This window comes from Kitasatospora herbaricolor, from assembly GCF_030813695.1.
Lineage (GTDB): Bacteria > Actinomycetota > Actinomycetes > Streptomycetales > Streptomycetaceae > Kitasatospora > Kitasatospora herbaricolor.
The window spans coordinates 2,807,560-2,827,435 of the sequence record NZ_JAUSVA010000002.1; the positions used below are offsets into that span (position 1 = coordinate 2,807,560).

At 72.9% G+C, this 19,876-nt stretch carries 15 protein-coding genes and 1 tRNA gene; 5 read left to right on the top strand and 11 right to left on the bottom strand.

Annotated elements, in window-relative coordinates:
- Position 1 precedes the first annotated feature (1 nt).
- Positions 2-514, bottom strand: a complete 513-nt coding sequence (locus J2S46_RS12615) for a DUF3761 domain-containing protein (RefSeq protein WP_229913244.1) — start codon at positions 512-514, stop codon at positions 2-4.
- Between the two features lie 528 nt (positions 515-1,042).
- Here J2S46_RS12615 and J2S46_RS12620 point away from each other — a divergent pair.
- From J2S46_RS12620 to J2S46_RS12640, 5 genes are all read left to right on the top strand, one after another.
- Positions 1,043-2,317 (top strand): extracellular solute-binding protein, encoded by a 1,275-nt coding sequence (locus J2S46_RS12620; protein WP_307349456.1) that lies wholly within the window; start codon positions 1,043-1,045, stop codon positions 2,315-2,317.
- A gap of 105 nt (positions 2,318-2,422) precedes the next feature.
- Positions 2,423-3,352, top strand: coding sequence for a carbohydrate ABC transporter permease (locus J2S46_RS12625; RefSeq protein ID WP_307349834.1), 930 nt, complete (start codon positions 2,423-2,425; stop codon positions 3,350-3,352).
- Entirely contained in the window at positions 3,349-4,194 is an 846-nt protein-coding gene (locus J2S46_RS12630) for a carbohydrate ABC transporter permease (RefSeq protein WP_307349836.1), read from the top strand. The genes J2S46_RS12625 and J2S46_RS12630 overlap by 4 nt, the downstream gene beginning before the upstream one ends.
- A gap of 286 nt (positions 4,195-4,480) precedes the next feature.
- Complete coding sequence (locus J2S46_RS12635; protein ID WP_370882185.1) at positions 4,481-7,225, top strand: NPCBM/NEW2 domain-containing protein; 2,745 nt, start codon at positions 4,481-4,483, stop codon at positions 7,223-7,225.
- A 126-nt stretch (positions 7,226-7,351) separates the two neighbouring features.
- Positions 7,352-7,425, top strand: a tRNA-Met gene (locus tag J2S46_RS12640).
- Between the two features lie 138 nt (positions 7,426-7,563).
- On the opposite strand, the gene J2S46_RS12645 is transcribed toward J2S46_RS12640, so the two are convergent.
- The 10 genes from J2S46_RS12645 to J2S46_RS12690 all read right to left on the bottom strand — a co-directional run bounded on the left by J2S46_RS12645 (position 7,564) and on the right by J2S46_RS12690 (position 19,872).
- Positions 7,564-7,785, bottom strand: a complete 222-nt coding sequence (locus tag J2S46_RS12645; protein ID WP_191289057.1) for a hypothetical protein — start codon at positions 7,783-7,785, stop codon at positions 7,564-7,566.
- A gap of 299 nt (positions 7,786-8,084) precedes the next feature.
- Positions 8,085-9,350 carry an ATP-grasp domain-containing protein gene (locus tag J2S46_RS12650; protein ID WP_191289058.1) on the bottom strand — a complete coding sequence of 422 codons (1,266 nt, stop codon included), beginning with the start codon at positions 9,348-9,350 and terminating at the stop codon, positions 8,085-8,087.
- Positions 9,351-9,382: 32 nt separating this feature from the next.
- Positions 9,383-10,615, bottom strand: coding sequence for an ATP-grasp domain-containing protein (locus tag J2S46_RS12655; protein ID WP_191289059.1), 1,233 nt, complete (start codon positions 10,613-10,615; stop codon positions 9,383-9,385).
- 3 nt (positions 10,616-10,618) lie between these two features.
- Entirely contained in the window at positions 10,619-11,116 is a 498-nt protein-coding gene (locus tag J2S46_RS12660; RefSeq protein ID WP_191289060.1) for a flavin reductase family protein, read from the bottom strand.
- Positions 11,113-12,465, bottom strand: coding sequence for an LLM class flavin-dependent oxidoreductase (locus J2S46_RS12665; RefSeq protein WP_229912442.1), 1,353 nt, complete (start codon positions 12,463-12,465; stop codon positions 11,113-11,115). The genes J2S46_RS12660 and J2S46_RS12665 overlap by 4 nt, the downstream gene beginning before the upstream one ends.
- A gap of 98 nt (positions 12,466-12,563) precedes the next feature.
- Positions 12,564-13,523: a D-2-hydroxyacid dehydrogenase family protein gene (locus tag J2S46_RS12670; protein WP_191289061.1), complete on the bottom strand. Its 960-nt coding sequence runs from the start codon at positions 13,521-13,523 to the stop codon at positions 12,564-12,566.
- 1 nt (position 13,524) lies between these two features.
- Entirely contained in the window at positions 13,525-14,526 is a 1,002-nt protein-coding gene (locus J2S46_RS12675; RefSeq protein WP_191289062.1) for a mandelate racemase/muconate lactonizing enzyme family protein, read from the bottom strand.
- Positions 14,523-15,902, bottom strand: a complete 1,380-nt coding sequence (locus J2S46_RS12680; protein ID WP_191289063.1) for a DUF6025 family protein — start codon at positions 15,900-15,902, stop codon at positions 14,523-14,525. The genes J2S46_RS12675 and J2S46_RS12680 overlap by 4 nt, the downstream gene beginning before the upstream one ends.
- Positions 15,899-18,460 (bottom strand): aconitate hydratase AcnA, encoded by a 2,562-nt coding sequence (gene acnA, locus J2S46_RS12685; protein ID WP_191289064.1) that lies wholly within the window; start codon positions 18,458-18,460, stop codon positions 15,899-15,901. The genes J2S46_RS12680 and acnA overlap by 4 nt, the downstream gene beginning before the upstream one ends.
- On the bottom strand, positions 18,457-19,872 hold the full coding sequence (locus tag J2S46_RS12690) for a citrate/2-methylcitrate synthase (protein WP_229912444.1): 1,416 nt from the start codon (positions 19,870-19,872) through the stop codon (positions 18,457-18,459). Before J2S46_RS12690 ends, acnA begins: the two co-directional genes overlap by 4 nt.
- Positions 19,873-19,876 lie beyond the last annotated feature (4 nt).

Below are 19,876 nucleotides of genomic sequence, written 5' to 3' on the forward strand. Positions count from 1 at the left end.
CTCACTTGAACCAGTACCGGACCCCCTGGTGGCCGGAGCAGGTGCCGCTGAAGTTCGCGGAGTCCGATGCCGTCCCGTCCTTGCACTGGGCCGTCTCACCGGCGTGCGCGGGGGTGACGCCGACGTCCCAGCCGCAGACGCCCACGGTGTGGTGGGCACAACTGCCAGCCGGCTCGGGCTCCTTGGTGGGGGCCGGGGCCGGGGCGGGGGCGGGGGCCTTGGTCGGGGTCGGCGCCTTGGTCGGCGCGACGGTACGGGCGGGCGCGGGGGCCGGCGCCGGGGCGGCGGGCGCGGGCGGCGGCGCCTGCGTGGTCACGACCGGCTCGGGCGCGGGCGCGGCGGGGGCGACCGGGGGCGGCGGGGTCGACGGCGCGGCGGGCGTCGGGGCAGCCGCCGGGAGACTGGCGACCGCGGCCGCCTTGGTGGCGGCGGGCGTGGGGGTGCTCGGGTCGCATGCGGCGAGGGCCAGGACGGCGACGGCCACGGGCAGCAGGCGGGAGAGAGTTCTGATCACGAACGGTGAAGCTACTCCCGGCACGGGCCGGCGGCACCGGCGATGCGTCAGCTGACCGCACAATCGTTACCGCGGGCGACCGGACCGGCACTCCGGGCATCGCGGTGGGGACTCCGGGCGTCGCGGGGCAGGCTCCGGGTGTCGCCGCCCGGTGCCGCACCGGCCGGCACGCCCGCCTTGCCCGCCGACCCGAACCCGGGCCCTGGGGCTGCTTGATTGTGCGTGCTTGACATCAGTATCACGCAGAAGAACGCAGAATGCCTCTGCACTTCGTGGACATTCTGTACGTTCTTGCAGTCTTATGCACCGTTCCGAGCATGAGCGCGCAGCAACGATTCGATAACCTGCACCCTTGTGCCCTAGCTCCGGCCCGTGGGAGCGGAGTAAGACTGGCCACACCCAGGAAGCCGCAGGCCTTCCACAACCCCCGATCCGACACCCGTACCTCGGCACCGGAGCGCACCGTCCGCAACGCGCAGGCGCCCCGCCACGGGTGACTTCAGGTCAACTCGTAAGGTGGTAACTCCCTTGAACCGATCCGTACTTCTTCTCTCCGCCGCGTGTGTGACCGGTGCGCTGGTGCTGACGGGTTGTGGCAGCAGTGGTGGTGGTTCGGATGCTTCGTCGGGTGGTACGACGACGATCAAGCTGGTGGCGGCGGACTACGGTGACTCGGCGGCGAACGGGTCGAAGGCGTACTGGGACGGCGTGGTGAAGGGTTTCGAGGCGGCGAACCCGAAGATCAAGGTCGATGTCCAGGTGGTCAACTGGAACGACATCGACAAGCAGGTGAAGACGATGATCCAGTCGGGGAACTACCCGGACGTGCTGCAGACGGGTGGGTACGCGGACAAGGTCGCGGACGACCTGCTGTACAAGGCGACGGACGTGCTGTCGCCGGCGACGCAGTCGAACTTCATCGAGACGTTCTCCAAGGCGGGTCAGGTGAAGGGGACGCAGTACGGGATCCCGTTCGTGTCCTCGGCTCGTGCGTTCTTCTACAACAAGGCGATTTTCGCGCAGGCGGGGATCACCGAGGCGCCGAAGACGTGGGACGAGGTGAAGAAGGACGCGGAGCTGATCAAGGCGAAGGTGCCGGGTGTGACCCCGTACGCGCTGCCGCTGGGCCCGGAGGAGGCGCAGGGCGAGAGCATGATGTGGGAGCTGGGCAACGGCGGTGGGGTGACGGACGCGTCGGGCAAGTACGCGCTGAACTCGGCGGCGAACGTGGAGACGTTCTCGTGGCTGAAGGCGAACCTGGTGGACACGGGTCTGACGTACCCGAACCCGGCGACGACGGACCGTAAGACGGCGTTCGCGGACTTCGGTGCGGGCAAGGCGGCGATGCTGAACGGGCACCCGTCGCTGATCCAGAAGTCGAAGGACGGGAAGGTGGACTACGCGGTGGCGCCGATCCCGGGCAAGGCCGGTCCGCTGAAGTCGACGCTGGGTGTGGCGGACTGGGTGATGGCGTTCAAGAAGAACGGTCACCAGGCGCAGGTGAAGGCGTTCCTGGACTTCGCGTACAACAAGGAGAACACGCTGAAGTTCGACGAGCTGTACAACCTGATGCCGGTCACCCAGGACACGCTGAAGGAGATGACGGCGAGCGGGAAGCACGCGGACCTGGAGCCGTTCTTCGCGCTGCTGCCGTCGGCGGCGTTCTACCCGCTGGGTGACACCAGCTGGGACGCGGTCTCCGCGGAGATCAAGAAGAGCGGTGGCACCGCCGTCGCCGGCGACCCCGGCGCCGTCCTCGGCGACCTGCAGAAGAAGGCCGAAGCCGCGGCCGCCGACAAGTAGCCCTCGGCAGGCAGTACTCGACTCCAGCGGCCGGGAGCCGGCGCCGGCGGACCCTTACGCCGGCGCCGGCTCCCGGCCGCTCCCCCGCTCCCACGGAAGGCCCCCGTGTCGCACACCCCTGCCCGCCCCGGCGCCTCCGCCGCCCCGCCCGCCCGCCGGCGCGGGCCGCTGGCCCGGCTCGGCCCGCTGCCCTGGATAGCACCCGCCGTCCTGCTGATCGCCGTCGTGGTGCTCTGGCCCGTCTACCAGATGGCCCGCACCTCGTTCCTGCGGATCAGCACCACCGGATTCGTCCGGGGACCGGCCGGCTTCGACAAGTACCGCAAGCTCTTCGACGAGCCCGACCTGCCGGGCGTCCTGCTCTGGAGCGTGCTCTGGACGGTCGTCGTGGTCGTGCTGACCATGGTGCTGTCGCTGGCCCTGGCCCAGTTGTTCAACCAGCAGTTCCCCGGCCGCCGGCTCACCCGCTGGGCGCTGATCGCCCCCTGGGCCGCCTCCGTGCTGATGACCGCCATCGGCTTCAAGTGGATGCTCGACCGCACCGCCGGCGTCCTCAACACCGCCCTCACCGACCTCGGGATCATCGACGGCCCGCAGGACTGGCTCGGCGACCCCGGCTCCGCCAAACCCTGGATGGTCCTGGTCGCGGTGTTCGTGTCGCTGCCGTTCACCACCTACACCATCCTCGCCGGCCTGCAGACCGTCCCCGCCGAGGTCTACGAGGCCGCCGAGGTCGACGGCACCGGCCCCTGGCAGACCTACCGCCTGATCACCCTCCCGCTGCTGCGCCCGGCGCTGCTGGTCGGCCTGGTGATCAACCTGATCAACGTCTTCAACTCCTTCCCCGTCATCTGGGGCATGACCCAGGGCGGCCCCAACAGCGCGACGGCGACCAGCACCGTGTTCGCCTTCCAGCTGATGAACACCGACATCGGCGAGTCCGCGGCCATGTCGGTGCTCAACTTCGGCCTGGTCGTGGTCATGGTGCTGCTCTTCCTCAAGGTCAGCCGCTGGAACCAGGAGGAGAACCGATGAGCACCCCTGCCGTGCCGCGCAGGCGGACGATCCGGCCGCGGACGGTGGTCGTCGCGGCGGTCGCGTGGCTGCTGGCCGCGCTGTTCCTCGTCCCCTACCTGGAGATGATCGTCACCGCCCTGCGGCCCGCCGACGAACTGCGCGACGCCACCTACCTGCCCTCGCACTTCGAGTGGTCCAACCTGGTCAAGGTCTGGACCGACTCCACCCTCGGCGGCAACCTGCGCGTCACCCTGCTCGTCGCCGCCGGATCCACCCTGCTCGTCCTGCTCGTCGCCCTGCCCGCCGCCTACTACACCGCCCGCATCAAGTACCGCGGCCGCAAACTCTTCCTGCTGCTCGTCCTGGTCACCCAGATGTTCCAGCCCACCTCCCTGCTGGTCGGCCTCTACCGCGAGTTCTACCAGTTCGGGATGCTCAACTCGGTCTGGACCCTGATCATCTGCAACGCCGCCTTCAACCTCGCGTTCGCCATCTGGATCCTCACCGCCTACATCTCCTCCATCCCCGTCGAACTCGAGGAAGCGGCCCAGATCGACGGCCTCGGCCGACTCGGCGCCCTGCGCCGCGTCACCATCCCCCTCGCCATGCCCGGCATCGTCACCGCCCTCATCTTCACCTTCATCTCCGCCTGGAACGAGTTCGTGATGGGCCTGCGCCTCACCACCGTCCCCGAGAGCCAGCCCCTCACCGTCGGCATCAACAACTTCATCGGCAACTACACCGTCCAGTGGAACTACCTCTTCGCCGGATCCGTCGTCGCCATCCTCCCCGTCATCGTCCTGTTCGCCTTCATCGAACGCCAGGTCGTCTCCGGCCTCACCGCCGGATCCGTCAAGTAGCGGGCCGCACCACCGCGAGGGCCGCGGCCGGCCGGGTCTCCCCCGGCCGGCCGCGGCCCTCGCCGTCGCGCTCACGCCGCCGGGTGGCTGTCCCCGGCGGGCAATCCGGAGCAGAGTGCTTCTTCTTGCATGCCAGATGGCCTGTTCAAGCACTAACACGCACGCTTCGACCGCCGACCGCCATCGGCCCCAACGATCGGCGGCATTGTCAGGGGCATTGTCAGGGCCGGTCGACTGCGCTATATCTGCAGAATCACTGCTTAGTTCTGCCGACAAAGAGGTTCTAGTGCGCAAAACTTTGCACCACACTCATCGAAGCCGACGCCGGGGCACCGTCCTCGCGGTCGCCGCCGCCCTCGCCCTGGGCGGTGTCACGGCCACCCCGGCGCTCAGCCCGCCGGCGGCCGCCGCCACCACTTCGGTGGGAGCGGTCACGGCGTTCCGCGCCGACGGCGCCGTCTACACCCTCACCGCCGGCGCCGCCAAGGCCCGGGTCAGCTTCGTCACCGACCAGGTCTTCCGGATCGAGCTCGCCCCGACCGGCACCTTCACCGACCCCACCGGCAGCGACATCGTGCTGCCCCAGGGCCCGGCCCCCGCCAGCAGCTGGCGCGACGCCGGCGACCGCTACGAACTCTCGACCGGTGCGCTCACCCTGCGGGCCTACAAGTCCGCCCTGCGCTTCGCCCTCCACCGGGCCGACGGCAGCAAGGTCTGGGAGGAGAGCGCCCCGCTCTCCTGGGACGGCAAGGCCACCACCCAGACCCTGGCCCGCGGCGCCGCCGAGCAGTTCTTCGGCACCGGCGAGCAGAACGGCTCCTTCACCTACCGGGACAGGACCGTCCAGGTCGGCGTCGACGGCAACTGGAACGAGGGCGGCCACCCCAACTCCGTGCCCTTCTACCTCTCCACCGCCGGCTACGGCGTCTACCGCAACACCTACGCGCCCGGCACGTACGACTTCACCAGCCCGGTGAAGGCCACCGAGCAGGAGATGCGCTTCGACGCGTACTACTTCGCCGGCCCCGGCCCCAAGGACGTCATCGGCCAGTACACCGCGCTGACCGGCAAGCCCTTCCTCCCGCCCGTCTACGGCCTGGAGATGGGCGACTCGGACTGCTACCTGCACAACGCCAACCGGGGCGAGCGGCACACCCTGGACGCCGTGAAGGTGGCCGACGACTACGTGGCCAACGACATGCCGAACGGCTGGATGCTGGTCAACGACGGCTACGGCTGCGGCTACGAGAACCTCGCCCAGACCGCCCAGGGCCTGCAGCAGCGCAAGATGCAGCTCGGCCTGTGGACCGAGAACGGGCTCGCCCAGCTGGCCGACCAGGTCAAGGCCGGCCAGCGGGTGGCCAAGCTGGACGTCGCCTGGGTCGGCAGCGGCTACAAGTTCGCCCTGGACGGCTGCAAGGCCGCCTACCAGGGCATCGAGGCCAACAGCAACGCCCGCGGCTTCACCTGGGCGCCGGAGAGCTGGTCGGGGGCCCAGCGCTGCGGCGTGCAGTGGAGCGGCGACCAGTCCGGCAGCTGGGACTACATCCGCTGGCAGATCCCGACCTACGCCGGCGCCACCATGTCGGGCATGGCGTACAACACCGGTGACGTGGACGGCATCTTCGGCGGCAGCGCCAAGACCTACACCCGCGACCTGCAGTGGAAGTCCTTCCTGCCGGCCGTGATGTCGATGGACGGCTGGGCGCCCAGCGACAAGCAGCCGTACAAGTACGGCGAGCCGTACACCTCGATCAACCGCAAGTACCTCAAGCTCAAGGAGTCGCTGCTGCCGTACATGTACAGCTACGCGGCCGAGGCGACCAGCACCGGCGTCGGCCCGGTCCGCCCGCTCGCGCTGGAGTACCCCGACGACCCGGTGACCGCCACCGACGCGGCGAAGTACGAGTTCCTCAGCGGCGAGGACTTCCTGGTGGCGCCGGTCTACGCGGACACCTCGGTGCGCGACGGGATCTACCTGCCCAAGGGCACCTGGGTGGACTACTGGACCGGGCGCAGCTACCAGGGACCGACCACGGTCAACGGCTACAGCGCGCCGCTGGACACCCTGCCGCTGTTCGTGAAGGCCGGTGCGGCGGTGCCGATGTGGCCCGGGATCAGCTCCTACCAGGACCGCACCGCCGGGTCACAGCTCGCCTGGGACGTCTACCCGCAGGGCCACAGCTCCTTCTCGCTCTACGAGGACGACGGAGTGACCCGCGAGCACCGCGACGGAAGGTCCGCCCGGCAGACCGCCGTGGTCGACGCGCCGGCCACCGGGGCCGGCCAGGTCCGGATCGACGTCTCGGCCAGCGTCGGCGACTTCACCGGCAAGCAGACCGCCCGTCCGTACCTGTTCAGCGTGCACAGCACCACCGCGCCGACCTCGGTCGCCCTGGGTGGCCGCCAACTGCCCCGCCAGGCCGGCAAGTCGGCGTTCGACGCGGCCACCGAGGGCTGGTGGTACGACAGTTCCGACCGGTCCGGGGTGATCCAGGTGAAGACCGCGGCGCTCAGCACCGCCACCGCCTTCCAGCTCGTCCTGGACGGCGCCACCGCCGTCGGCGGCGGTACCACCACCGACCCCGGCCCGACCGCCGACAGCTGGGCCAGCGACCTGCCCTGGACCTCCGCCGTGAACGGCTGGGGCCCGGCCGAGCGCGACCGCAGCAACGGCGAGCAGGGCGCCGCCGACGGGCACCCGCTCACCCTGAACGGCACCACCTACGCCAAGGGCATCGGCGCGCACGCCGACTCCGACATCACGGTGCAGACCGGCGGCCACTGCTCCTCCTTCACGGCCACCGTCGGCATCGACGACGAGATCAACGGCTACGGCGACGTGGTCTTCTCCGTGGTCGCGGACGGCGTCACGCTGTGGACCTCGCCCACGGTCGGCTGGCAGAGCCCGCCGCTCCCGGTGGACGTCCCGCTCCGCGGCGCCCGGAGCGTCCGGCTGAAGGCGACGGTGGCCGGCAGCAAGACCGGCGACCACGCGGACTGGGGGGCCGCCCGCTTCCACTGCGCCTGACGGGGCGGCCCGCTCCGGCGGGGCCGCTGCGGGGCCGCCACGGCGCCCCGGAGCGGCCCCGCCGGGGCGCCCGGCGGCGAACTGGTCGGCCCGGACGGTTTCATGCCGTACTGTTGTCCTTACCGACGCGGGGTGGAGCAGCTCGGTAGCTCGCTGGGCTCATAACCCAGAGGTCGCAGGTTCAAATCCTGTCCCCGCTACTGCGAAGTAGTACGAGAAGGGCCCGGTGCATCCGCACCGGGCCCTTCTCGGTGTCCTGCCGGGGCCGTTCACGTACGGACGCCACCGGGTCCGATCCTCGCCGGGGGGCGGCACGGCGGGCGCGGACGCGGGCGGCTCTAGGCCGCGCGGTGCTGCGGACAGGCGCACGGCGGCCAGTAGCCGCTCGCCAGCGGGGCCGGGTTCACCGGCGAGAACTCGGCCGGCGAGTCCTGGTCCCCCTTCGGCTGCCCGTTGGCGTCCACCCGGTACGTCCGGATCCACATCCGGCCGGTCTCCCGGTCGGGCGTCTCCACCGTCATGCTGCTGCCGGACACGTCAGCGCCAATGCTGGTGACCATGGGCTCTCCTTAGGCCTGCCGATGCATTCCTTCAACAAACGCACGGTCGAGTCGTCCTGTCGCACATCGACTCCCCCGAAGGTAAGCGAAGACCCCGAGATTTTGGAAGCCAACGGACAGCAATCCTTCGACTTCTGAACAGAAACCTGCCCCGATCTCACCTCATGGCTACACATGACAGCCGCGGGCGACCACCCCGCTACTCCGGGTTCGACCGGGACGCCGCCCTCACCGCCCGGCCCCGAAGCCTTGAACGGCGGGCGGTGTCCCGCCCGCCGCCGCCTCCACCGGGCCCGCCGTCAGACCGTGTCGGCGTCCACGGACCGCACCCGGAGGCGGAACTCCAGGCCCGCCACCGCCGCCCGCGCCTGCCGCACGGCCTCCTCCGCCGTAGCGGCCAGGGCGCGGGCGTAGGCCACCCGCGACTCCGAGTTCTCCAGTGCGCCGACCTTCGCGCCGGGGCGGGCGGCAGCCGCCACCTCCGTCACGCCGGGCAGCGCGCGGGCCTGCTCCAGGCCGAGGATCTCGTCGAGGGTCCCGGGGGCGGCCACCGAGGCGAACCAGATCGCCGAGCTGCGCGCCCCGGACCGGGACTCCGCCAGCCGGGCGCGGATCCCCGGCAGGACCTTCTCGCCCAGCGTCTGGCGGGCCGTGCAGTCGTCGATGTCCACCCCGGTCGCCTCCAGGGCCAGGGTCGGGATCATGTCGCCGCCCATCCGGACGTGGGTCTCGATCACACGCGGACCGGCCGGCGTCAGGACGATCTCCGTGTGCGTCGGGCCGAAACCCACCCCGAGGGCGTCCAGCACGGCGTACACGTGCGCCTCGATCGCCGCCGCGGTGTCCGCCGGCAGCTCCGCCGGTGCGACGTGGCCCAGCTCCACGAAGCTCTCCGGGTCGGAGTACTTGCGGGTGATCGCCACCAGCACGTGCTCGCCCGCCTCGGAGAACGCCTCCACGCTGAACTGCGGGCCCGCCAGGAACTCCTCCACCAGCACACCCGTGTTGGACAGGCCCAGGTAGCTGCCGGCGGCCCGCTCGAAGGCCCGCGGCAGTTCACCGTCCTCCGTCACCTTGGTGACGCCCGCGCTGCCCGAGCTGGAGACCGGCTTCACCACGCACGGCGTGCCGGCGGCGGCGACGAAGGCGCGGAGCTCGTCCAGGTCGGCGACCCGGGCGCAGGCCGTGGTGTCCACACCGGCCGCCCTCAGCCGGGCCCGCATCGCCTCCTTGTCGTGGACCAGCGTCACCGTCTCCGGGGTGTGCGCCGAGAGGCCCAGCGCGTCGGCGATCACCGCGTAGTGGTCCTGGTCGCGCTCGCCGAAGGTGCCGATCCGGGTGAACGGGTCCCGGGCGTGCGCCGCGGCCGCCAGGTCGATCCACTCCTGGTCGGGGGCGTCACCGCGGACGCCGATCACCCGGGCGTTCGCCCCGGGCTCGCGGACCTTGCCGATGTAGTCCAGCTGGCAGATCACCGTGGTGCGGGCGCCGGGCCGGGCGGCGCGGATGCGGGCGGGGAAGTCCCGGCCCGGGCCCACTACCAGGACGTGCTCGGACGAAGTCATGTGCCGTGCTCCTCTCGAAGGATGGGGGTGAGCTACTTCCACGCCGTGTTCAGGTGCCACCAGTCGACCGCCGCCGCGAGGCGCTCACGGACCTCCCCGGCGGTGTCCGCCTCGACGAACACCGAGGCCGCCGCGTCCGAGACGTGCTCCACGCCGTTGCGCGGCATCCCGGCCTCCAGCAGCAGCGTCACCTCCGCGCCCGGCACCGGGCAGGGCCCGGCCGGGGGGACGAACTCGCCGTGGCCCGGCGGCAGCAGGACCCAGCCGACGGCGACCGAGGGCGCGGCTGGCTGCCCGGCCAGGGCCAGCGGCGATCCGCACTGCGCGCGCAGCCCCTCGCGGGCCAGCTGGACGCCGAAGGCGCGCTCGTAGGCCTCCGCGATCAGTGCGCCGCCCGCCCGGCTGGCTATCTCGCACAGCACCGGGACGCCGTCCGGCCCGATCCAGGCCTCCAGGTGGAAGGCCAGCGGGTGCGGGGCGGCCGGCAGCGCGGCCACCACGTCCGCCGCCATCCGGGCCAGCACGGCGGTGCGTCCGTCCTCGGGGGCCAGCAGCACGCTGCCGATGTGCAGTTCGTCGTGGATCCGCTCGGCGAGGCCGCCGCTGTACTGGCCCGGCCAGGCGTGCACCACCCGGCCGTCGCGCATGATGCCGTCGACGTGGAAGAACTCCCCGGTCACGAAGGACTCGACCATCCACTGGCCCGGCAGGTACGGCACCTGCGAGGTGCCCTCGTCGGCCAGGAAGGCCGCCACGTCGTGCGGCCCGCGCAGGATCGCCACGCCCTCGGCGCCCGCGCCGAGGCGCGGCTTGACCACCGCCGGGAGGCCCTCGGCCTCGATGAAGTCCAGCAGGTCCGCGGGGCTGTCGACAGGGGCGAAGGCGGGCACCGCGATGCCGGCCGCCCGCGCCAGCCGCTTCATGACGACCTTGTCCCGGTAGGCCGTCGCCGAGGCGACGTCCTGGCCGGGGAGCCCGAGCCGGGCCCGCAGGCGGGCCGCCCGCAGCACGTCGCTCTCGCTGGTGCTGGCGACGAGGTCGGCGCCGTACCGGCGGGCGGTCTCCTCGGCGAACCGTTCGGCCGCCCAGGAGTGGTAGTCGTCGACGAGCCCGTGCTGGGGGAAGTGCTCGGCCAGCGCGTCCGGGGCGCCGGCCACCGCCTTGGGCGTGGTCAGCAGGACGATCTCGTCGGCGGTGCGGTCCAGCCACTCCTGGAGCGGCCGGGTGGCCAGCGGCTGGCGGGAGAGCAGCAGAACTTTGGGCATGGTTCAGGTCCTCGCTGGAGTGGGGGCGGAGACGGGCCGCAGGTCCCCGTGCAGGTGCACCAGGCTGTCGCCGGGCGCCCCCTGCCGGACCTGCTCGACGGCGCCCACCAGCAGATGGTGGTCGCCCAGCCGGAGCTGCCGGTACCGGGAGCAGACCAGCCAGGTCAGGCAGTCGTCGAGCAGCGGCACCCCGTACGGGCCGGGCCGCCAGGCGGTGGGCGGCGCGAAGCGGTCGGTGCCCGGCCGGGCGAACCGCAGGGCGAGGTCCGCCTGGTGCGCGCCGAGCAGCTGGATGCCGAAGCGCTCGCAGTCCTGGAGCCGGGCCCAGGTGGTGGAGGTGTCGGCGAGCGTCACGGAGACCAGTGCCGGGGCGGCGCTGACGGAGGTGAAGGAGGTCACCGTCACCCCCACCGGCCCGTCGGCCCCGGCCGCGGTCAGCACCGCGACGCCGGCGGCGTGGGCCCGCAGCGCCGACCGCAGTTCGGCCCCTTCGACGGTCACCGGGCGGCCCTGGCTGCGCCGAAGGCCGGGCGGGGCAGGCCCAGGTGCTCCCGGAGCGTGGTGCCCTCGTACTCGGTCCGGACCAGGCCGCGGCGCTGCAGCTCGGGCACCAGCAGGTCGACGATCGCGTCCAGGCCGCCCGGGTGGTAGTCCGGCATGATGTTGAAGCCGTCGGCGGCCTCGTTCTCGAACCACTCCTGCAGCTGGTCGGCGACCGTCTCCGGGGTGCCCAGCAGGAACCGGTGGCCGCGCCCGGCGGCGACCGCGAGGTACAGCTCGCGGATGGTGAGGCCCTGGCGCCTGGCCTGCTCGTAGATCGTCTGCTGCTTGCCGGTGCTGCCCTCGGTCGCCGGCAGTTCGGGCAGCGGACCGTCCAGCGGGTAGCCGGAGATGTCGACCATGCCGAGCTGGTACGAGAGCATGCCGAGCCCGACGACCGGGTCGACCAGCGCCTGCAGGGTCTCGTACTTGTCCTCGGCCTCGGCCTGGGTACGGCCCACCACGATGAAGGCGCCGGGCAGGATCTTCACGTCCTCCGGGTCGCGGCCGTGGTCGGCGACCTGCTTCTTCAGGCCGCGGTAGTAGACCTGCGCCTGGTCCAGGGTCTGCTGCACGGTGAAGACCACCTCGGCCCAGCGGGCCGCGAAGTCCTGGCCGTCCGGGGACGATCCGGCCTGCACGATCACCGGGTAGCCCTGCGGCGGCCGCGCCACGTTGAGCGGGCCCTTGACCGAGAAGTGCTCACCCCGGTGGCCGAGGATGTGCAGCTTCTCCGGGTCGAAGAAACGGCCCGACACCTTGTCGTAGAGGAAGGCGTCGTCCTCCCAGCTGTCCCAGAGGCCGGTGACGACCTCCATGAACTCCCGTGCCCGGTGGTAGCGGGCGGCGTGCTCGGGCTGCTTGTCCAGGTTGTAGTTGCGGGCCTCGGCGTCGGTGGCGGAGGTCACCACGTTCCAGCCGGAACGGCCCGCGCTGAGGTGGTCCAGCGAGGCGAACTGCCGGGCGACGGTGAAGGGTTCGTTGTACGTGGTGGAGCAGGTGGCGGTCAGGCCGATCCGGGTGGTGTGCACGGCGAGCGCCGAGAGCAGCGTCATGGGCTCGAAGTGGACCATCCGGCCCTGCCGGCTGAGCTCGTCGGCGTCCTTGTACTTGGTGCGCACGCCGGCGCCGTCGGACAGGAACACCATGTCGAACCGGCCGCGCTCGGCGGTCCGCACCAGCGAGCGGTAGTAGTCGAAGTCCAGGCCGCCGTCGGGGCGGGCCTCGGGGTGGCGCCAGGCGGCGACGTGGTGGCCGGGCGCGGGCAGGAAGGCGCCGAGCTTCATCATGCGGCGGTGCGGGGTGCTCACCGGTGGTTCTCCAAATCGGCGGAACGGAAAGGGGGGTGTGGGCGCCGGGCGCACGGTGCCCGGTCCCGTACGGGTCCCGGGCCCGGGCGGGCGCCGGGTCAGCCGAGCCGGCGGACCGGCGCGCCGGCCAGGTAGGCCTCGATGTCCTCGACGGCGTGGCCGTAGTACGTGCGGTAGTTGCTCTCCGCCACGTAGCCCAGGTGCGGGGTGGCCAGCAGCCGGGGGGCGGTGCGCATCGGGTGGCCGGCCGGCAGCGGTTCGATGTCGAACACGTCGACGCCGGCGCCGGCGATCCGGCCCGTGTGCAGCGCGTCGAGCAGGGCGTCCTGGTCGACGAGGCCCGAGCGGGAGGTGTTGATCAGGTAGGCGGTGGGCCGCAGCAGCGCCAGTTCGGATGCGCCGAGCAGGCCGCGGGTGCGGTCGCCGAGCACCAGGTGCAGCGAGACGAAGTCGCTGGTCCGCAACAACTCCTCCTTGGACGGTGCAAGTTCGACGCCGACCTGGTCCGCGCGCTCCTTGCTGAGGTGCTGGCTCCAGGCCGTCACCTCCATGCCGAAGGCCAGCCCCACCCGGGCCACCCGGCTGCCGATCTTCCCGAGTCCGAGCAGCCCCAGCCGGCGGCCGTGCAGGTCGGCGCCGACGGTGGACTGCCAGGGGCCCTCCGTCCGCAGGGCGGTGTTCTCGGTGACGATGCCGCGCGCCAGCCCGAGCAGCAGGGCCCAGGTCAGCTCGACCGGCGGGGTGGCGGAGCTGCCGGTGCCGCAGACGGTGACGCCGTTGCGGTCGGCGGCCGCGAGGTCGATGACGGAGTTGCGCATGCCGGAGGCGATCAGCAGCTTCAGCCGGGGCAGCCGGTCGAGCAGGGCGGCGCGGAACGGGACGCGTTCGCGCAGGGTCACGATGATGTCGAAGTCCGCCACCGCGGCGGCCAGTTCGCCGTCGGTGGCGAAGTGCTCGGTGAAGGCGGTGACCTCCACCCGGTCCTGCACGGGACTCCAGTCGGCCAGGGTGGTGGCGACGCTCTGGAAGTCGTCGAGCACGGCGCAGCGCAACCGCATGTCAGTCCTCTCCGTGGGAGCCGGGCGCGGGGGTGGCGCCGATGCCGGGCGCCGGGGGCAGGGTGAGGGCGCCGCGGTCCACGCGCATGCCGGTGAAGGGGTCGTCGAGCAGGCCGACCGGCCCGTCCAGGTCGAGGTGGTCGGCGAGGCCGGCGAGCTGGGCCATCGCGGTGGTGCCGAGGGTGCTCTCCACCTTGCAGCCGAGCATGATGCGCAGTCCGCAGGCGCGGGCGAGCGTGATCATCTCCTGGGCGCGGTCCAGGCCGCCGCACTTGAGCAACTTGATGTTGATCCCGGCGACCCGGCCGCGCAGCCGCAGGACGTCGGCGGGGCCGGCGCAGTCCTCGTCGGCGAAGACCGGGACGGGCGAGCGCCCGTGCACGTACCGGAGCTCGTCGAGGTGGCCGGGGGCGACCGGTTGCTCCAGCAACTCGACATCGTGCCGGTGGAGTTCGGCGGCGACCCGGAGGGCCTGCTCCGGGCTCCAGGAGCCGTTCCCGTCGACCCTGATCCGGCCGCCGTAGACCGAGCGGAGCACTCCGGCGCGACTGCCGTCGTCCTCGGGGGTCAGCTTCAGCTTGAGGACCGGCCAGTCGCGCAGGGCCTTCGCCCGCTCGACGAGTTCCTCGTCCGGGCAGGCGCCGATGGAGAGCGCGGTGGGCTCGGCGGGCAGGCCGTCGAGCCCGAGCAGCCGGTGCAGGGGCTGCCCGCAGGCCTTGCCGAGCAGGTCGTGCAGCGCCATGTCGACGGCGGACCGGGCGGCCGGGGCGAGGTGGTCCAGCCGGGCCAGGGCCGCCCGCAGGCCGAACGGGGACGCGCCGGCCAGCAGGGGTGCGCAGGCGTCGAGCTCCGCGGGGTCCGCGCCCCGGGCGGTCCCGTGACCGCGCAGCCCCTCCCAGGCCAGCTCCACGACGCTCTGCCGGACCTCGGTGGTGACCCCGGTGTTGCTGACGAAGGGCTCGCCGAGGGCGATCACCACCTCGCGGTGGGTGAGCCGGATCATCCCAGCACCTCCTCGAAGGCCGCCACCGCCGCGCAGGCCTGGCGGAACGTCAGTTCGCGGAACCCCTCGGGCTCCACCATGACGGCCGGCTCGCGCAGCGCCCCGTCCGCCGGCACCCCGCTGCCGCTGCGGAAGCGGCCGCGCAGGTAGGCGGACAGCCGGTCCCGGTTACCGTCCAGCCAGGCCAGCGTCGCCCCGTAGGCGGCCTCGGGCCCGGCGCCGCGGACGGCCCGCAGCAGTTCGGCGAGCACCTCCGCGTCCCGCGGCGAGGTGCTGGGCGGGCAGAGCATGAAGGCCTGCGCCGGCAGCAGCACGAAGGCCACCGGGGCGGCCCGCTCGAAGTGCCGGACCAGCGGGTCGGTGACGGCCCGCAGCGAGCGGACGGTGGAGCGGCGGGACAGGTAGCCGCCGCGCCGTGGCGGGCAGCCGGCCATCGCCCGGGCACCCCAGTGCAGATGCGTGATGAAAGGGCTCTCCGGCGCCGCGCCCGGGGCCTGCGGGTGGTGCATGTCGAGCAGCGCGAACAGCACGTTGGTCAGCTGCAGCGACATCACCGGCAGGACGGGCGGCAGTTCGGGCAGCCGGGCGAAGAACTCCTGCGGCGCCACCAGGGCGCCCACGGTCAGCATGACGGCCTCGGCGAGGGCCCGGGCCGAGGGGTAGCGGTGGCCCTCCAGCAGGTAGCCGGCGCCGTCCGGCCGCAGGTCGCAGCGGCCCACCTCGCCGTCGAGCCGGACGGCCTGGCTGATCAGCTCGGCGAAGGCCTGGTTGCGGCCCTGCACCGCCGCCTGCTCGATCAGCAGGGTGAGCATGTCGGTGACCAGCGGGGCGTTGTCGGTGAGGGCGGCGGCCCACTGCTTGAAGCGGTAGCCCGGCAGCGCGAGCATCCGCTGCCAGTGCAGTTCGACCAGCGGGACGAGCTGCCCGTCCACCTCGGCCTGCACCAGCGGGCAGAACAGCGGCTTGGAGCGGTCCCGCGGGGCGAAGCCCCGGCCGTCCCAGGTGTACAGCGGCAGGGTGTGCCGCTTGCCCTGGTCGATCAGCGAACCCGGTTGGTACGCCTCGTCGCCGCCCTCGGTGTCCGCCTCGGTCCGGGTGAAGCCGTAGATCAGCGGGTAGCCGTAACCTCCGCCGCAGATGGCGGTGTTGAAGTCCATCGGCCCGGAGCGTCCGGCGGCGATGTCCTCCCAGTTGCCCAGGTGGCCGGTGCGCGGCGGCAGCAGGGCGGGGTCGGCGTCCAGCGCGTCGAGGACGGCGCCGACGGGCACGTCGTGGTTGCCGAGGTGCACCGGGACGAAGGTCTTGGTCCCGGCGGTGAGCGCGTCGGCGCCGGCCGCGGCGCGCAGGCCGAGGCGGTCCAGGATGTGGGTGCTCACCGGGCGCCCTCCTCGGCGTGCAGCCGCGCCAGCAGGTACGGCAGCGTGCCACCGGCCAGCAGGACGTCCCACTCCCCCGCCGACCGCACGTCGGCACGGACGGTGAACTCCCGCCCGTCGGCGCCGATCCGCACCTCGCCGCTCGTCCGGACGCCGTCCGGGTCTAGGGCGAACTCCTCGTGGCCGGTCAGCCCGAGGCCCGCTCGGCCCCCCTCGGGCAGCAGCAGCGGCAGGATGCCCATCGCGCACAGGTTGGCCCGGTGGATGCGCTCGAAGCTCTCCGCCAGCACCGCCCGGACGCCCAGCAGCCAGGGGCCCTTGGCGGCCCAGTCCCGCGAGGAGCCCATGCCGTAGCTGCGGCCGGCCAGCACGATCAGCGGGGTGCCGGCCGCGGCGTAGCGCTCCGCCGCCTCGAAGACGGGCAGCCGATCGCCACTCGGCAGGTGCAGGGTGGTGCCGCCGCTGTCGCCGTCGCCGATCAGCGCGTTGCGCAGCCGCGGGTTGCTGAAGGTGCCGCGGGCCATCACCTCGTGGTTGCCGCGGCGCGAGCCGTAGGAGTTGAAGTCGCGCACGCCCCGGTCGAGCAGGTGGCGGCCGGCGGGCGAGCCGGCGGGGATGGCGCCGACCGGCGAGATGTGGTCGGTGCTGATGTCGTCGCCGAGCACCAGCAGGGCGCGGGCGCCGGTGAGCGGGCCGAGGCCCGGGCCCGGGTCGACGTAGGCGGGGGGACGGATGTAGGTGGAGTCCGCGTCCCAGGCGAAGACCTCGCCGCCGGGTGCGGCGATCGCCTGCCAGGCAGGCCCGGGCGCCTCGTCCTGCGCGAACATCCCGGGGGTGACGAACCGGTCCTCCAGCTCCCGCAGTTCGCCGCTGTGCGGCCAGAGGTCCCGCAGGTGGACGGGCTCGCCGTCGCGGCCGGTGCCGAGCGGCTCGTTCTCCAGGTCCGCGCGGACGGTGCCGGCCAGGGCCAGCGCGACCACCAGCGCCGGCGAGGCCAGGTAGCCGGCCCGCACCTGACTGTGCACCCGGGCCTCGAAGTTGCGGTTGCCGCTGAGCACGGCGGCCACGGTGAGGCCCGCCCCGTCGACGGCCTCACCGACGCCGGGGTTGAGCGGGCCGCTGCCGCCGTTGCAGGTCATGCAGCCGTAGCCGGCGACGTGGAAGCCCAGTTGCTCCAGGTCGGCGAGCAGGCCGGAGTCCCGGAGGTAGCGGGTGACCGCGCGGGAGCCGGGCGAGAGGCTGGTCTTGACGTGCCCGGGCACGGTCAGGCCGCGCTCGACGGCCCGCCGGGCGATCAGGCCGGCCGCCAGCATCGCCTTGGGGTTGGAGGTGCTGGTGCAGGAGGTGATGGCGGCGATGACCAGGTCGCCGTCGGTGACGCCGGCCTCGGTGCGGGGCGGGCCGGGCCGCAGCGCGTCGAAGGAGCCGGGCAGCTCGCCGAGCGAGATCCGCTGGTCGGGCCGGCTCGGGCCGGCGAGGCTCGGCCCGACCTCGCCGAGGTCGAAGTCGATCGTCCGGCCGAAGACCGGCCCGGCCTCCTCGCGCAGCAGCTGCTGGCGCGAGCAGTAGTCCCGGACCCGGGCGACGTCCGCCTCGGCGCGGCCGGTGCGGCGCAGGTAGTCCAGGGTCTCCTCGTCGACCGGGAAGAACGCGGACATGGCGCCGTACTCGGGGGCCATGTTGGCGATGGTGCACCGGTCGGGGGCGGTGAGTTCGGCGACGCCCGGGCCGGTGAACTCCAGCATCAGGGCGCGGACGTTCTCCTCCCGCAGCCGGCGGGTCAGGGTGAGCACCACGTCGGTGGGCGAGGTGCCGGGGCTGACCGCGCCGGTGAGGCGGACGCCGACGATCTGCGGGACGCGCAGCGGCTGGGCGAGGCCCAGCATCTGCGCCTCCGCCTCCAGGCCGCCGACGCCCCAGCCGAGCACGCCGAGGCCGTTGACCATGGTGGTGTGGCTGTCGGTGCCGATCACGGTGTCCGGGAACAGCTCGCCGTCCGGGCCCTGGGCGACGACGGTGGCGAGCCGCTCCAGGTTGACCTGGTGGACGATGCCGCGGCCCGGCGGGATCACCCGCAGGCCGTCGAAGGCGCCCTCGGCCCACTTGAGGAAGGCGTAGCGCTCCTGGTTGCGGGACATCTCCAGGGCCTCGTTGAGGCCGAGGGCGTCCGGGCGGCCCGCCCAGTCGGTCTGCACCGAGTGGTCGACGACGACGTCGATGGGCAGCGCGGGGTTGACCCGGCCGGGCTCGGCCACGCGGTCGCGCAGCACCGCGAGGTCGACCAGCAGCGGGATGCCGGTGTAGTCCTGGACCAGGATCCGCGCGGGGCGGAAGGGCATCTCCAGGTCCGGGTCCTCGCCGCGGGCCAGCCGCTTGCCGAGGACGGCGGCCTGCTCCGGGTCGCCCGCGCGCAGCAGCGACTCGATCAGCACCCGGCCGGTGTACGGGACGGCGCCGAGGTCGAAGCCCTGGTCGGCGGCGAACCCGGGCAGGGCGGGCGCGGGCGGGGAGGGCGCGAGCGGCGCCGGCAGGACGGGCGCGGGGGTCGTACGGCTCATCGCTCGTCCGCCTTCCGGTAGGTGCGGCCGCGCGGGCCCGTGTAGGCCAGCAGCGGCCGGATCAGCACGTTGTTGGACTGCTGCTCCAGGGCCTGGGCCACCCAGCCCGGGGTGCGGCCGACGACGAAGAGCGGCACCGCCAGGTCGTCCGGCAGGCCGAGCAGCCGGTAGGCGAGCCCGGCGTAGAGGTCCACGTTGGCGGCGACGCCGTGCCGGCCGTAGGGCCGCATCGCGTCGGCCACCGCGTCGAGGATGTCGAGGCCGCGGGTGTCGCCGCGCTCCTCGCTCAACTCGACCACGGTGGAGCGCAGATGGACCACCCGCGGGTCCTCGGTGCGGTAGACCCGGTGGCCGAAGCCCATCACCGGCTCGCCGCGGCCCTGCAGGGCGGCCACATGGGCCTCGGCGTTCTCCGGGGAGCCCACCTGGTCGATCAGGCCGACCACCCGCTCGGCGGCGCCGCCGTGCACCGAGCCGGCGAAGGCCGCGACGGCGGCGGTCAGCGCGGCGGTCATGCCGGCCCGGCAGCCGATGGCGACCCGGGCGGTGAACGCCGAGGCGTTGGAACTGTGGTCGGCGTGGACGATGAAGCCCTTGTTGATGAAGCGCACCGCGGCCGGGGAGGGCCGCTCGCCGAGCAGGACGGTGAGGAAGGCCTCGGCGTGCGAGGCGTCCTCGGCCGGCTGCAACGGCTCGCGTCCGCTGCGGAAGGCGTGGTGGGCGGCGACGATCATCGGTATCCGGGCGATCAGCGCGATGCCGGTCTCGCGGGCCTCGGCGTAGCTCTCGTCGGTGCCCGGCTCCCGCCGCGGCCCGTAGGCGCCGAGCGCGGAGACGCAGGTGCGCAGCGCCTCCATGGGGTGGGCGTGCGCCAGCGAGCGGGCCAGGTCGAGGACGGGGGCGGGCAGCGCGCGGGCCGCGCCGAGCTGCTTGCGGAACAGCTCCAGGGCGGCGGCGTCCGGGAGTTCGCCGTGCACCAGGAGGTGCGCCACCTCCTCGAAGGAGGCGTGCTCGGCCAGGTCGTGGATACTGTAGCCGCGGTACTCCAAGGTGCCTTCGGCGCCGTCGATGCGGGTGATCGCGGTCTGGTCGAAGGTGACGCCCTCCAGGCCGCGGTGCACGGTGCGCCGGGCGGCCGGCTCGACGGCGGACGCGGCGGCGGGGGCCTCCCCGCGCTCCCGGCCGGCGGCGAACTCGCGCAGGTCGGCGACCGAACGGAGCGCCAGCGTCAGGTCGTTGTCGACCTCGACGCCGTACTCCTGCTCGACGGCGACCATCAGCGAGACGTGGCCGAGCGAGTCCCACTCCCTGATCGACTGGTACTCCAGGTCGTCGGTGACGTGGTCCTCGGCGATGCCCAGGGTGCGGGCGAGGAGCTGGTCGACCTTGCTCACGTTGCTCACGGTGCTCACGGGT

What these genes read in the sequence shown, in the direction of transcription:
- J2S46_RS12650 (WP_191289058.1), bottom strand. Translation starts at nt 9,350, where the DNA reads ATGACTTCGTCCGAGCACGTCCTGGTAGTGGGCCCGGGCCGGGACTTC.
- J2S46_RS12670 (WP_191289061.1), bottom strand. Translation starts at nt 13,523, where the DNA reads ATGCGGTTGCGCTGCGCCGTGCTCGACGACTTCCAGAGCGTCGCCACC.
- J2S46_RS12655 (WP_191289059.1), bottom strand. Translation starts at nt 10,615, where the DNA reads ATGCCCAAAGTTCTGCTGCTCTCCCGCCAGCCGCTGGCCACCCGGCCG.
- J2S46_RS12630 (WP_307349836.1), top strand. Translation starts at nt 3,349, where the DNA reads ATGAGCACCCCTGCCGTGCCGCGCAGGCGGACGATCCGGCCGCGGACG.
- J2S46_RS12645 (WP_191289057.1), bottom strand. Translation starts at nt 7,785, where the DNA reads ATGGTCACCAGCATTGGCGCTGACGTGTCCGGCAGCAGCATGACGGTG.
- acnA (WP_191289064.1), bottom strand. Translation starts at nt 18,460, where the DNA reads ATGAGCCGTACGACCCCCGCGCCCGTCCTGCCGGCGCCGCTCGCGCCC.
- J2S46_RS12675 (WP_191289062.1), bottom strand. Translation starts at nt 14,526, where the DNA reads ATGATCCGGCTCACCCACCGCGAGGTGGTGATCGCCCTCGGCGAGCCC.